Origin of the sequence: Halorhodospira neutriphila, from assembly GCF_016584055.1 — a bacterium.
In the GTDB taxonomy this organism is placed as follows: Bacteria; Pseudomonadota; Gammaproteobacteria; order Nitrococcales; family Halorhodospiraceae; genus Halorhodospira; species Halorhodospira neutriphila.
Genome location: NZ_NRSH01000058.1, coordinates 1 through 13,791, shown reverse-complemented (window position 1 = coordinate 13,791; position 13,791 = coordinate 1). Strand labels below are relative to the sequence as shown.

Here is a 13,791-nt window from a genome sequence, read left to right as displayed (position 1 = left end):
GGCCGCCGGGGCGGGCGAGGCCTCAAAGGGCAGCGGCGGCCTGCCCCCGGAGCTGCGCAGCGCCGCTCCAGAGGAGGGCCAGCAGGCCCAGGCGGAGGGCGCCAAGAGCATCGGCCACGAGGACTTCCTCCAGCTGATGATGACCCAGCTCAAGAACCAGGACCCCACCAATCCCAAGGACACGGACAAGATGATGGGGCAGATCGCCCAGCTCACCACGGCCTCCGGGATCGATCAGCTGCAGTCGGACTTCGAGAAGTTCTTCGAGCACATGCGCTCCGATCAGTCCCTGCGGGCGGCGCAGCTCGTGGGCCGCGAGGTGATGGCCGAGGGGAGCAAGGCCCGGCTGCCCGAGAAGGGGGAGCTGAGCGCCCTGCTCCAGCTCGAGCGCTCGGTCTCCGGGGTGACGGTCGAGGTCCAGAACCAGGCCGGCGAGACCGTCCACCGCCAGCAGCTCGGCGAGCTCGGCCAGGGGGAGCACACCTTCACCTGGGACGGCACCAATGACCAGGGCGAGCGGCTCTCGCCCGGCAGCTACCAGGTCAACGCCTACGCCGGCGCCGGCGAGAGCCGCGAGTCGGTGACCACGCTCGTCGGGGCGCCGGTGACGAGCGTCTCCATGGGCCAGGGCGGCCAGCCGCCCCAGCTGAATGTCGCCGGTCTCGGGGAGCTCTCCCTGTCCGAGGTGCAGCGGGTCCGGTAATCACAATCGAGCCACGGGGGCTATGAGGGGGACGGTATGTCATTCGAGACCGCAGTAACAGGCATCAACTCGGCATCCAAAGACCTGGAGACGACCAGCAACAACCTCGCCAACGCCGGGACGACCGGCTTCAAGCGCTCCCGGGCGGAGTTCGACAGCATCCTCGCCATGAACCAGATGGGGATCTCCGGTAACGCCGTCGGCCAGGGGGCGCAGCTGGCCAATGTGGGGCAGATGTTCTCCCAGGGGTCGCTCGAGTTCACCGAGCGCAGCCTCGACCTCGGCATCCAGGGCGGGGGCTTCTTCCGCCTCGAGGACGGCGGCGAGGTGACCTACACCCGGGCCGGGCAGTTCCAGGTCGACGACAACGGCTACATCGTCAGCAGCAAGAACGGCAAGCAGCTCACCGGCTTCCAGATGGACGCCGAGGGCAACCGGGTCGGCGACGGCCGCCAGGCCCTGAAGCTCCCCACCGACGGTATGCAGGCGCAGGCCACAAAGAGTGTCGAGCTCGGGGCGAACCTCAGCGCCGACGCCAAGGTCCTGAACCAGGATGGGGAGGGGGGATTCGACCCCGGGAATCCGGATACCTACAACCACTCGACGACGACCACGGTCTACGACTCCCAGGGTAAGGCCCGCAACGCGACCCACTACTTCGTCAAGACAGGGGACAACACCTGGCAGGTGCATACCAAGGTCGAGGGGGTAGAGGGCCAAGGGGAGAACGGAACCCTGGGCGATCCCCATGAGCTGCAGTTCGATAAGGCGGGCAACCTCATCGACGATGAGGGAACGCCGTACAAGGAGGGGACCTATCAGGCGGCGCTCGGGGACGGTGTCGAGGACCTCGATATCACCGTCGATTTCAGTGACATGACCCAGTTTGCCCGCCCCTTCAGCGTCAATAAGGCCTCCCAGGACGGCCACGCCGCCGGCGAGTTCCAGAGCGTGAACATCCAGGGCGACGGCAAGATCATCGCCCGCTACAACAACGGCGAGTCGCAGGCGGTCGGCCAGGTCGCGCTGACCAACTTCCGGGCGGAGCGCGAGCTCGAGAAGGCGGGCGAGACCGGCTGGAAGGCGACCCAGGCGGCCGGCGACCCGCTGATCGGGACGCCGGACCAGGGGCAGTTCGGCACCATCGAGAGCGGCGCCCTGGAGCAGTCGAATGTCGAGACCTCCGAGGAGCTCGTCGACATGATCACCGCCCAGCGCAACTTCTCGGCCAACGCCCGGATGATCAAGGCGCAGGACCAGATGACCCAGGAGGTCCTCAACATCCGCTAACCGCGCGTAACCGCGCCTCGCCGCGGGCCGCTAGCGAGCAAGGGGTTTCGCAATGGATCGGCAAGTCTACATCGCCATGACCGGGGCGAAGCACGCCCTGCAGGCGCAGCAGCACACCAGCCACAACCTGGCCAACGCCAACACCCCGGGCTTCCGGGCGGACCTGGCCAGCGCCTACCAGGCGCCGGTCTACGGGCCGGGCTTCCCGACCCGCGCCTACGCCGAGGAGCTGCGCGCCGGCACCGACTTCTCGCCGGGGGCGCTCCGCACCACCGGGCGGGATCTCGACGTGGCGGTCCAGGGCCAGGGGTGGCTCGCCGTCCAGGCCCCCGACGGCGGGGAGGCGTACACCCGCCGGGGCGATCTCGAGACCACCTCCCAGGGGCTGCTGGTCAACGGCGAGGGCCACCTCGTGCTCGGCGAGAGCGGGCCGATCTCCATCCCGCCGAACTCCGAGGTCAATATCGGCAAGGACGGCACGATCACCGCCACGCCCCGGGGCGGCTCGCAGGCGACGGCCATCGAGGTCGACCGCCTGCGCCTGGTCAACCCGGACCCTGGGCAGCTGGTCAAGGGGGAGGACGGCCTGGTCCGGACGAGGGACGGCGGAGCGGCCGCCCCCGACGCCGCGGTGCAGGTGCGCTCCGGGGCCCTGGAGGGGAGCAACGTGAACATGGCCGACTCGCTGGTGGAGATGATCGACAACGCCCGGCAGTTCGAGCGGCAGATGAAGATGCTCAAGAGCGCCGATGAGAACGCCCAGCGCAGCAGCCAGCTGCTGCGCCACCCGAGCTGAGCCGGCCGCGGCCGTAGAACGACGGAGGAGACGCCATGAATCCCGCGCTTTGGGTGGCCAAGACCGGCCTCGACGCCCAGCAGAAGAGCATGCAGGTGACGTCGAACAACCTGGCCAACGTCAACACCACCGGCTTCAAGAAGGACCGCGCCAACTTCGAGGACCTCTTCTACCAGACCGTGCGCCAGCCCGGCGGGCGCTCGAGCCAGGACACGACGCTGCCCTCGGGGCTGATGCTCGGCACCGGCTCGCGGGTGGTGAGCACGGAGAAGATCCACACCCAGGGCAACGTCCAGCAGACCGAGCGCAGCCTCGACGTCGCCATCCAGGGCGAGGGCTTCTTCCAGGTCCTGCGCCCCGACGGCCAGATCGCCTACACCCGGGACGGCGGCTTCCAGCTCAACGCCCAGGGGCAGCTGGTGACCTCGAGCGGCTACCCCCTGGAGCCGATGATCGAGGTCCCGGAGCAGGCCCAGTCGATCACCATCGGCCGGGACGGCACCGTCACCGCCGAGATGCCGGGCCAGGCGGAGCCGGCCCAGCTCGGCCAGATCGAGCTGGCCAACTTCACCAACCCGGCCGGGCTCAAGCCGGTGGGCGAGAACCTCTTCGTGGAGACCGCCGCCAGCGGGGCGCCGATGGTAGGCGTGCCGGGCCAGGAGGCCCTCGGCGAGGTGATGCAGGGCGCCCTGGAGTCGTCCAACGTCAACATCGCCGAGGAGCTGGTCAATATGATCGAGACCCAGCGCGCCTTCGAGACCAACACGAAGGCGATCTCCAAGACGGACCAGATGCTGCAGTTCATGACGCAGACCGTGTGACCATGAGTGCCAGGGGAAGGGGAGCCTCCGCCGGCGCCCGCAGCCGGGCTGCCGTGAGCGCCCTGGCGGGCGCGGCGGTCCTGCTGTCGGCCTGCGCCTCGCCGCCCAAGGCGCCGGAGCCCTCGCCGATCACCGCGCCCCGTGTGGACCCTTCCGGGCAGGACGACAGCCGCTCCATCTTCGACGAGCGCCAGCGGATGCGGCTCTTCGAGGATCGCAGCGCCCGGGAGGTCGGCGAGCTGCTGACCGTGGTCGTCGAGGAGCAGATGAGCGGCGACAAGTCCGTGAGCTCGCAGATGGAGCGCACCCAGGAGGCGGACCTGCCGGCCCCGCAGATCGGCGGCGAGGAGCTCAACATCGCCGGGCGCCCCTTCGCCTTCCAGCAGGAGGGCGAGAGCAGCTTCGAGGGCAGCGGCAGCGCCGACCAGTCCACCAACCTCACCGGCACCATCACGGCGGTGGTCGTCGACAAGACGCCCAACGGCCACCTGGTGATCGAGGGGGAGAAAACGGTCACCGTCAGCCAGGGCAAGGAGTACCTGCGCATCTCCGGGCTCGTGCGCACCGAGGATGTGAGGGCGAACAACGAGGTCCCCTCCAGCCGGATCGCCAACCTCCAGGTCGGCTACACCGGCAGCGAGACCATCGACGACTCGGCCCAGCCCGGCTGGCTCACCCGCTTCCTGATGCGCCGCTACTAGCGGGGCGCCACGCGGCGGCGGGCACCGGCGAGGCCTCCAGCACAGGGGAGAGGGCAGAAGATGAGGGATGAGGATCGTGGCATGAGCAGCGGCAACGAGCCCGCCAGCGGCGGCCGGCGGTGGCGCTGGGGCGCCGCCGCCGCGCTCCTCGCCGCGGGGCTGGTCCTCTCGGGGGGCGCCGCGGCGGAGCGGATCAAGGACATCGCCTCGACGGCCTCGGCGCGCAGCAACCAGCTCGTCGGCTACGGCCTGGTCGTCGGCCTCGACGGCACCGGCGACGACGCCCCCTACACCGACCAGAGCGTGCGCTCGATGCTCTCGAGCCAGGGGGTCAACATCCCCGACGACGTCGACCCGCAGTCGGACAACACCGCCGCGGTGATGGTCTCCGCCGAGCTGCCGGCCTTTACCCGGCCCGGCCAGGAGATCGACGTGAAGGTCTCCTCCCTCGGCAACGCCGACAGCCTCCAGGGCGGCGAGCTGCTGATGACCCCCCTGCGCGGCGCCGACGGCAATGTCTACGCCGTCGCGCAGGGCGGGGTCATCGTCGGCGGCTTCGGCGGCGAGAACAACGAGATCCCGGTGGACAACCCCCTCGGCGGGTCGATCCCCAACGGCGCCATCGTCGAGCGCCGCGTCAAGGGGGACTTCGCCGAGCGCAGCGAGGTCGTGCTCAACCTCAACAACCCGGACTTCACCACCGCCCGCCGCGTGGCCGAGGCGATCAACGACAAGCTCGGGCCGCGGACGGCCCGGGCCCAGGACGCCGGCTCGGTCCGCGTCCAGGCGCCGCGCAAGGCCGACCAGCGCGTGAGCTTCATCTCCTACCTCGAGGGCCTCGAGGTGGAGCCGGGCGAGGCGCCGGCCCGGGTGATCGTCAACTCCCGGACCGGCACCATCGTGATGGGCTCGCGGGTGCGCGTGGAGCCGGCGGCGGTCAGCCACGGCAACCTGACCGTCGCCATCGGCGAGGCGCCGGAGCAGGTCGCCGAGGACCCCTTCGGCCTCGACGAGCCGCTGATGGTGCCGCAGGAGGAGCTCGGCGAGGTCGAGGGCGGCAAGCCGGCCTTCGTCTTCGAGCCGGGGGCCAACCTCAACGAGATCGTCGACGCCATCAACAGCGTCGGGGCGGCGCCGGGCGACCTCGTCGCCATCCTCCAGGCCCTCAAGCGCGCCGGGGCGCTGAACGCCGAGCTGACGGTCATCTAAGGAGGGGGGCGGACGTGCGCGAGGCGGCGAGTATCGGCAGCGCCCTCGATATGCAGGGCCTGCGGGAGCTGCGGGGCAAGGCCCAGAACCCCTCGGGGCAGGACCTGCACCAGGTGGCGCAGCAGTTCGAGGCGGTCTTCGTGGAGATGATGCTCGAGCAGATGCGCTCGACCACGCCGGGCAACGAGCTCTTCGGCGGCAACGCCGAGAAGACCTACCGCGACCTCTTCGATCGCCAGATGGCCGTCGAGATGTCGCGCGACGAGGGCGGGATGGGGCTCGCCCCCATGATCGAGCGCCAGCTGCGCCGCAACGCCGGGCTCGAGACGGAGCACGTCCAGGGGCCGCCCCACGAGCTCGCCGACTACCGCCGCTCGCCGGTGGCGACGCCGCCGAGCGGCGGCGAGGCGCCGGCGGGTAGCGCCTCCGCGGAGGCGGGCGCCGCGAGCGCCGGCGGGCCGGCGCCGGGGCTCGGGGATAAGGGGCCGGTCTGGTCGAGCCCCGAGGCCTTCGTCGAGGATCTCGCCCCGGCGGCGCGGCGCACCGCCGAGCGGCTCGGCGTGGCCCCCGAGGCGCTGGTCGCCCAGGCGGCGCTGGAGACCGGCTGGGGCCAGCACGTCATCCGCGACAGCGAGGGGCGCAGCTCCCACAACCTGTTCAACATCAAGGCGCAATCCGCCGGCTGGCAGGGCGATACCGTGCGCGTGCCGACGCTCGAGTACCGGCAGGGGCTCCCGCAGCGGGAGATGGCCGACTTCCGGGCCTACGACTCCCTCGAGGCGAGCTTCAACGACTACGCCGAGCTCCTCGAGAGCAATCCCCGCTACCGGCGGGCGCTGGAGGTCGGCGACGACCCGCAGGCGTTCGCCCGCGAGCTCGAGGCGGCCGGCTACGCCACGGACCCGGCCTACGCCGAGAAGATCCAGGGGATCCTGGAGCGGCAGGTGGAGCCGCAGATGCGCGCCGGCGCGGACTCGCTCAAGGTTTCCGAATCGGTGCCGAGAGGCTAGGTAGGCCCTGGGCTCGCCGGGCCTCCGTACAGATAAGGGCGTTTGTCTATGGTGGATATCCTGCAGACCGGGATCACGGGGCTTCGCGCTTCCCAGCGCGCCCTGGCGACGACCTCCCACAACATCTCCAACGTCAACACCGAGGGCTACAGCCGCCAGCGCGTCGAGCAGGAGACCAATCCCCCCCAGTACCACCCGCGGGGGGCCATGGGGACCGGGGCCCACGTCGAGACCGTCCAGCGCCTGAGCGAGGAGACGCGGGTCGAGGCGCTGCGGCGCAACCAGGCCGAGTTCGAGCGCCTCGATACCCTCAAGGAGATGACGGGGCGCATCGACAACCTCGTCGCCGACAAGGATGCGGGGATCAGCCCGGCGCTGCGGGCGTTCTCCAGCGCCATCGAGGAGGTCGCCAACGACCCGGCCAACACCGTGGCGCGCCAGGAGCTGCTGACCAAGGGGCAGGCGCTGGCCGACCGTTTCGAGCGCATCGATAACCGGCTCCTCGAGCTGCAGAGCGACGTGAACAAGCGCGTCCGCCTGCAGGCCGAGCAGGTCAACGGCCTCGCCGAGTCGATCGCCGAGGTCAACTCGGCGATCCGCAAGCGCTGGCACGATCCGCAGCAGCCGCCGAACGACCTGCTCGACCAGCGCGACCAGAAGGTCCGCGAGCTCGCCGAGCTCGTCGGCGTCAACGCCCGGGTGCAGGGCGACGGCACGGTGAGCGTCGCCATCGGCAACGGGCAGCCGCTGGTCAACGGCACCCAGGTCAACGACCTGGAGGTGGTGGAGAACGCCTACACCCCGGAGCGGCCGGAGATCGCCCTGGAGGTCGAGGACGGCCACCGGCAGATCACCGACGCGGTGCAGGGGGGCTCCCTCGGCGGGCTGCTCGAGTTCCGCGGCGGCGTGCTCGACGAGACGCGCAGCGAGATCGGCCGGGTCGCCAACTCGCTCGCCGTGTCCCTCAATGCGCAGCACGCCCGCGGCGTCCACTACGCCAACGGCCGCCCCGAGCAGGGCGGCGCGCTCTTCGAGCGGGCCGAGGTCCAGGTCCAGGCCCACGCGGACAACCGCGGCGGGGCGGCGCCGGAGGTCGGCTACGACGCCGAGCGCATCGGCGAGCTCGAGGCCCAGGGCTACCGGCTGCGCTACGACGGCTCGCAGTGGCAGCTCAGGGGGCTCGGCGACGGCGAGGTCCGCACCCTCGGCGAGGACATCGAGGCCGGCGAGGACGGCGCCTACCGCTTCGACGGCCTCGTCCTGCGCCTGCCCGCCCAGGCCGAGGCCGGCGACCGCTTCCAGATCCAGCCCAACCGGGAGGCCGCCCAGGGGCTGGAGATGCGCCTCTCCCGGCCGGAGCAGGTGGCGGCGGCGGCGCCGGCGGTCAGCGGCGAGGCGCTCACCGCCAAGGGGCAGAGCCAGAACACCGGCAGCGGCGCCATCGGCTCGCCCGAGGTCGGCGACGGCGACGGGGTGGCGGCCGCCCTCAAGGACGGCGGCGCCCTCGAGCGGGGCGTCGAGCTCGAGTACGCCGAGGGCGAGCAGGGCCAGGGCTACTTCGAGGTCTACGTCGGCGACGAGTCGGCGCCGCGCGGCCGGCTCGAGTACGCCCCCGAGGACGCCGAGGCGGGGCAGCGGTACAACCTCTCGGGCGTCGAGGGGCTCGGCGGGCTCGATGTCTCGGTGCGGCTCTCCGGCTCGCCGGACCCCGGCGATCGCTTCCAGGTCGAGGGCAACTACGAGGGCGTCGGCGACAACGCCAACGCCCTGCGCATGGCCGAGCTCATGGACGAGACGGTCATGGACGGCGGCAACAGCACCTTCCAGGAGGCGTACAGCGCCATGGTCGGGGAGGTCGGCGGCTTCACCCAGCGGGTGCAGACGAACCGCGACGCCCAGCAGGCGCTGCTCGACCAGGCCGAGAAGCAGTGGGAGGAGGTCTCCGGGGTGAACCTCGATGAGGAGGCGGCGAACATGATGGAGTACCAGCAGGCGTACCAGGCCGCGGCGCAGATCATCACCACGGCCGACGAGATCTTCCAGCAGATGCTCAGTGCGGTCCGCCGCTAAGGGAGGCTAAGCCGTGCGGGTATCGACGAACCAGCTCCACAACACCAGCGTCCAGAACATGACCGGCCAGCAGAGCCGGATCAACGAGACCCAGGACAAGCTCTCCAGCGGCCTGCGCGTCCGCCAGCCCTCGGACGACCCGACGGCGGCGGCGCGCGCCCTCGACCTCGAGCGGGCGATCTCGGCGGTGGAGCGCTTCAACAAGAACGGCGACATGGCCCGCACCCGGCTGTCGATGTCCGAGTCGGCCCTCGAGCAGGCCGGCAATAACCTGCAGCGGATCCGCGAGCTGGCCGTCCAGGCGGCCAACGGCAGCCAGACCCCCGAGACCCGGGAGCAGATCGCCGCCGAGGTGCGCGAGCGCCGCGAGCAGCTCTTCCAGCTCGCCAACAGCCGGGACGGCAGCGGCGAGTACCTCTTCGCCGGCTCGCGGACCCGGACCCAGCCCTTCCACATGACCTCGGGCGGGACCGTCGAGTACCGCGGCGACCAGAACACCCGCGAGGTCCGGGTCGGGCCGGGGCGGCAGATGTCGGTGGACAGCTCCGGCTTCGAGGTCTTCATGGATGGGGGCACCGGCAACGGCCACTACCAGGTCCGCGAGGCGCCGGGGAACGAGGGCTCCGGGGTGATCATCCCCGCCGATACCGGCGTGCAGGGGATCGGCTCGGAGTTCGAGGCGTACCGGGTGCGCTTCGCCGAGGACCAGGACGGCAACCTCCGCTACGCCGTCCAGCGCACCCGCGACGCCGACGGCGGCCCGGAGGACTGGGAGTGGGTCCAGCCGCCCGCCCAGGACGGCCAGGCGCCCGACGTCTCCGAGGCGCCGCGCTACGAGCCCGGCGGCACCATCGAGGTGGCGGACGGCGTGCGCGTGGTCATCAAGGGCGAGCCCGAGGGGGCGGAGAGCTTCGCCGCCGCGGCTCCGGGCGATACCTTCTCCGTCACCGCGAGCCGGCCGCAGTCGGTCTTCGCCACCGTCGACAAGCTCGCCACCGCCCTCGAGCGCGAGGGCACCGGCGAGGCGTTCCACAACGCCGTCAACCGCGCCCTCGGCGATATCGACCTGGCCATGGAGAACATCTCCGAGGAGCGCGCCGAGATCGGGGCCCGCCTCTCCGCCCTCGACGCCGAGGAGGCGAGCAACGAGGCGGCGCTCGTCGACCTCAACAAGGCCCTCTCCGATGCGGAGGACCTCGACTACGCCGAGGCGACGGGGCGGTTCAACCAGCAGCTCACGGGGCTCCAGGCGGCGCAGTCGACCTTCAGCCGGGTCCAGGGCCTCTCCCTGTTCAAGTACCTCTAGGGCCGCGCTCGCCCCCCTTCGCCGGGCGGAGGGGGTAGGCGGCCCCGCCGCCCAGCCCGCGCCCCGCTCCGCTCTGCAGCCGCCAGCTCCGGGGCGCTGCCCTGGACCCAGACGGCGGCTCGCCCCGGGCCGGCGCCTTGCCCCCGCTCTTCCCCCTTCTCCTCTCTGCCGTTATCGCCATGCCTTCCCCGGCGCTGCTCTGCACCGGCTGTGAGCCTCTTGTGAGCGCTGGCGCCATTCGCCGGCCCGCTGGCCGCGGCCGCTAGGGCGATCCCCCGTCGGCCTGCCGGCTCCCCCTGCCAGACCTCCCGTCTCGGCCGGCAAGCGGCGGCGCGGTGTTGCCGCTTGAGCCGGGGCGCGCAGGCCACGGTTTGCCTCCCTCGGCAAAAGTGGCAAACTCTTGCCGGAATAAGGTTAAGTCTTTCCGGTGAGTGCCGACAAGGTGACTGAAGGCGGAACAGGGCCGGCAAAAGCGGCAATGCATCGCCGCCCAGGCCTTCTCGGCATAACGACGCAGAGGGAGAGGAAGCCATGAGTAGCGGAATGGTCATCAACACCAACGTCATGTCCTTGACCGCCCAGCGGCATCTGGACGCGAGCAAGGCCGATCAGCAGCAGGCGATGGAGCGCCTCTCCTCGGGGCAGCGGATCAACTCCGCCGCCGACGACGCCGCCGGCCTGGCGATCGGCGAGCGCTTCACTGCCCAGATCAAGGGCATGGAGCAGGCCGAGCGCAACGCCAGCGACGGCATCTCCTTCGCCCAGACCGCCGAGGGGGCCATGGAGGAGATGAGCAACCTCCTGCAGCGGACCCGCGAGCTGGCGGTGCAGGCGGCCAACGACACCAACACGGCCGCGGACCGGCGGGCCCTGAACTCCGAGCTCGAGCAGGCGGTCCAGGAGATCGACCGCATCGCCCAGAGCACGCAGTTCAACGGCCAGAACGTGCTCAACGGCTCCCTCGACCAGCTCTCCTTCCAGGTCGGGGCCAACCGGGCCCAGAGCATCAACGTCAACGGCATTGACGTGCGGGGCGAGCAGCTCGGCGCCGAGATCACCGAGGGGCAGAGCGTCCAGCGCAGCCTGAACGCCGAGGGCAACGCCGGCAGCCTCGAGGTCGGCAACGTCAGCGTCAACGGCCAGGAGATCTCGATGGACGGGGTCCGTGAGGTCGCCGACGCCGTCGACCGGATCAACGAGGTGGCCGCCTCCACCGGCGTGCAGGCCTCGCGGGCCGATCGCGCCGTGACCCAGGAGTTCGAGTTCACCAACCCGGGCTCGGACGCGCAGGGCAGCATCAACGTCAACGGTGAGCGGATCACCTTCCAGGGCGCCGACGACGACGCCCAGGCCCTGCAGAACTTCGTCGACAAGGTCAACGCCAACTCCCAGGACACCGGCGTCCAGGCCACCAAGGGCGAGGGCGGCACCTTCCAGCTGACCTCGAACTCCGACTTCCGCGTGGCCGAGACCGGCAGCGGGAACAGCCCCTTCGCCAATGCGGACGCTATCGGCGATAACGGCACCCGCTTCGAGCGCGGGATCGAGCTCGCCAGCGACGTCGGCCGCGAGGCCAGCCTCAGCGGCGAGGGGCTGGGCAAGCTCGGCCTGACGGACGGCGACGGGAATACCATCGAGGCGCAGACGCACACCGTCAGCGGTCCCCAGGCGATGAGCGTCGAGACCCAGGAGGCCGCCCAGGACGCCATCCGCACGGCGGACTTCGCCCTGGGGCGCATCAACGAGGTGCGGGCCGACCTCGGTGCCATCCAGAACCGCTTCGAGGCGACGACGAACAACCTCCAGAACGCCTCGGAGAACATGGAGGCGTCCCGCTCCCGGATCATGGACGCGGACTTCGCCAAGGAGACCGCCGAGATGACGCGCTCCCGGGTGCTCCAGCAGGCGGGCACCTCGGTGCTCTCCCAGGCCAACCAGGCGCCGCAGAGCGTCCTGAGCCTGCTGCAGTAGTGGCCCACTAGGGAGGCCGCCGCGGGGGCGCCCGGCGTCCCCGCGCCCGGCCTGCCCCGCCAAGGGTGAGCGGAGGGCCGCTGCCCATAATCCGACTCCGGCTCAGCCGAGGTGGGCTGGCGCCGTCCTATCGGCGTCAGCGCCGCTAAAGCTGCGCGGCCGGGCGCCGATACGTTGGGGCAAGAGCGCGATAGACGAACCCAACGATGGGGGCGCTCGCGCTGGGGTCAGCGACTGGCGCCGAAGGGCGCTCAACGTGAGGAGATCGGGTTATGGCACAGGTGATCAACACCAATGTTGCATCGCTGAATGCGCAGCGGCACTTGAACGAGTCCAAAGAAGAGATGCAGGTAGCCCTGGAGCGGCTCTCTTCCGGGGAGCGGATCAACAGCGCCAAGGACGATGCCGCAGGCCTGGCCATCAGCGAGCGCTTTACGGCGCAGATCAACGGCATGGAGCAGGCCGCCCGCAACGCCAACGACGGCGTCTCCTTCGCGCAGACGGCCGAGGGCGCCATGGAGGAGATGAGCAACCTCCTCCAGCGGGTCCGTGAGCTGGCCGTGCAGGCGGCGAACGACACCAACTCCCCCTCCGACCGGCGGGCCCTCAACCGCGAGGTGCAGGCTGCCGTCGAGGAGGTCAACCGCATCGCCCAGAGCACGCAGTTCAACGGCCAGAACGTGCTCAACGGCTCCCTCGAGGAGCTCTTCTTCCAGGTCGGCGCCAACCGGGGCCAGAGCATCAGCACCAGCGGCGTCGACGTGCGGACCCAGAGCCTCGGCGCCGAGGTGATCGACGGCCTCTCCGTCCAGCGCTACGCCTCGAGCAGCCCCGAGAGCAATATCCCCCCCAAGATCGCGGTCAACGGCCACGAGATCAATCTCGAGGGCGCTGACGACATGAACAGCGTGGCCCAGCAGATCAACGAGCTGCAGGCCCGGACGGGGGTGCGGGCCAACCGCGCCGACCAGGCCACCTCCCAGGCGGTGGACTTCGAGATCCCGAGCGAGGGGCAGGCCCGGCTGCGGATCAACGGCGAGGATATCCACATCGACTTCGCCGATGTCGAGGGCATGGGCGACCTGGCGGCCCGCATCAACGAGCGCGCCCCCGATACCGGCGTGCGCCTGGAGCGCGACGTCTCCGCCGGCGGCCAGCAGATCGCCTGGAGCTTCACCGCCACCGACAACTTCGAGCTCGAGTACGCCGGCGCCGGCTCGCTAAGCGTCGGCGGCCAGCAGGTCGGCACGGGGGCGGCGACCGAGGGCAGCGGCGGCAAGCTGCTGGTCGAGCGCGGCCTGAGCCTGTCCACGGACTACGGCGACGACCTGAACCTCTCCGTCGTCGGCGACGTGAACGCCAACGACGCCTTGACGAACCTCGGCCTGTCGACCACGAGCTCGAGCGCGCCGCTGGAGACCTCCGAGTACGTCATCAGCGAGTCCGCCGACGTGACGACCCGCGAGAAGGCCTCGGACACGATCGTCGCCGTGGACTACGCGCTGCGCCAGATCAACAAGAACCGGGCCGATCTCGGCGCGATCCAGAACCGCTTCGAGGCGACGATCAACAACCTGAACATCTCCTCGGAGAATCTCAGCGCGGCGCGCTCGCGCATCCTCGACGCCGACTTCGCCGAGGAGACCGCCGAGCTGACGCGGACGAAGATCCTGCAGCAGGCCGGCACCTCGGTGCTGGGCCAGGCGAACCAGATGCCGCAGCAGGTGGTGCAGCTGCTGCAGCAGTAACGGCGGCCGGGAGCAGAGCGGGCTGTCTTGCCAGCTCCCGGCCTTTAAGCCTTAAAGGTTGGGGTGCTGGGGAGGCAGTATGAGTGAGAGCCAGAAGATCGCTACAATCGCCCACGTGACCCACTCCCCCCTTCGCGCGGGGGACTCCGCTGGGGAGCCTCGACAG

The 13,791-nt window shown here is 70.6% G+C and carries 11 protein-coding genes; all 11 read left to right on the top strand.

Features of this window, described 5'->3' with window-relative positions; translation table 11 throughout:
• Nucleotides 1-703: flagellar hook assembly protein FlgD (locus CKO13_RS06580; protein ID WP_200258181.1), on the top strand; the 703-nt coding region annotated here is incomplete at its 5' end.
• Nucleotides 704-739: 36 nt separating this feature from the next.
• Nucleotides 740-1,993: a flagellar hook protein FlgE gene (flgE, locus tag CKO13_RS06575; RefSeq protein ID WP_200258178.1), complete on the top strand. Its 1,254-nt coding sequence runs from the start codon at nt 740-742 to the stop codon at nt 1,991-1,993.
• A gap of 52 nt (nt 1,994-2,045) precedes the next feature.
• Complete coding sequence (gene flgF, locus CKO13_RS06570; protein ID WP_200258176.1) at nt 2,046-2,789, top strand: flagellar basal-body rod protein FlgF; 744 nt, start codon at nt 2,046-2,048, stop codon at nt 2,787-2,789.
• A gap of 35 nt (nt 2,790-2,824) precedes the next feature.
• A complete protein-coding gene (gene flgG, locus CKO13_RS06565; protein ID WP_200258174.1) occupies nt 2,825-3,610 on the top strand; it encodes a flagellar basal-body rod protein FlgG in 786 nt (261 codons plus the stop codon).
• A 53-nt stretch (nt 3,611-3,663) separates the two neighbouring features.
• Complete coding sequence (locus CKO13_RS06560) at nt 3,664-4,311, top strand: flagellar basal body L-ring protein FlgH (protein ID WP_200258172.1); 648 nt, start codon at nt 3,664-3,666, stop codon at nt 4,309-4,311.
• Between the two features lie 81 nt (nt 4,312-4,392).
• Nucleotides 4,393-5,520, top strand: coding sequence for a flagellar basal body P-ring protein FlgI (locus CKO13_RS06555; protein WP_200258170.1), 1,128 nt, complete (start codon nt 4,393-4,395; stop codon nt 5,518-5,520).
• Nucleotides 5,521-5,534: 14 nt separating this feature from the next.
• Entirely contained in the window at nt 5,535-6,530 is a 996-nt protein-coding gene (gene flgJ, locus CKO13_RS06550) for a flagellar assembly peptidoglycan hydrolase FlgJ (RefSeq protein WP_200258168.1), read from the top strand.
• A gap of 48 nt (nt 6,531-6,578) precedes the next feature.
• Nucleotides 6,579-8,600: a flagellar hook-associated protein FlgK gene (gene flgK / locus CKO13_RS06545; RefSeq protein WP_200258162.1), complete on the top strand. Its 2,022-nt coding sequence runs from the start codon at nt 6,579-6,581 to the stop codon at nt 8,598-8,600.
• A gap of 13 nt (nt 8,601-8,613) precedes the next feature.
• Complete coding sequence (gene flgL, locus CKO13_RS06540) at nt 8,614-9,906, top strand: flagellar hook-associated protein FlgL (RefSeq protein WP_200258159.1); 1,293 nt, start codon at nt 8,614-8,616, stop codon at nt 9,904-9,906.
• 531 nt (nt 9,907-10,437) lie between these two features.
• Nucleotides 10,438-11,877 carry a flagellin N-terminal helical domain-containing protein gene (locus tag CKO13_RS06535; RefSeq protein WP_242467927.1) on the top strand — a complete coding sequence of 480 codons (1,440 nt, stop codon included), beginning with the start codon at nt 10,438-10,440 and terminating at the stop codon, nt 11,875-11,877.
• 272 nt (nt 11,878-12,149) lie between these two features.
• Nucleotides 12,150-13,625, top strand: a complete 1,476-nt coding sequence (locus CKO13_RS06530) for a flagellin N-terminal helical domain-containing protein (RefSeq protein ID WP_200258156.1) — start codon at nt 12,150-12,152, stop codon at nt 13,623-13,625.
• Nucleotides 13,626-13,791 lie beyond the last annotated feature (166 nt).

Coding starts and splice junctions, on each gene's coding strand:
- CKO13_RS06530 (WP_200258156.1), top strand. CDS start 12,150: ATGGCACAGGTGATCAACACCAATGTTGCATCGCTGAATGCGCAGCGG.
- CKO13_RS06555 (WP_200258170.1), top strand. CDS start 4,393: ATGAGCAGCGGCAACGAGCCCGCCAGCGGCGGCCGGCGGTGGCGCTGG.
- flgG (WP_200258174.1), top strand. CDS start 2,825: ATGAATCCCGCGCTTTGGGTGGCCAAGACCGGCCTCGACGCCCAGCAG.
- flgE (WP_200258178.1), top strand. CDS start 740: ATGTCATTCGAGACCGCAGTAACAGGCATCAACTCGGCATCCAAAGAC.
- CKO13_RS06535 (WP_242467927.1), top strand. CDS start 10,438: ATGAGTAGCGGAATGGTCATCAACACCAACGTCATGTCCTTGACCGCC.
- flgK (WP_200258162.1), top strand. CDS start 6,579: ATGGTGGATATCCTGCAGACCGGGATCACGGGGCTTCGCGCTTCCCAG.
- flgF (WP_200258176.1), top strand. CDS start 2,046: ATGGATCGGCAAGTCTACATCGCCATGACCGGGGCGAAGCACGCCCTG.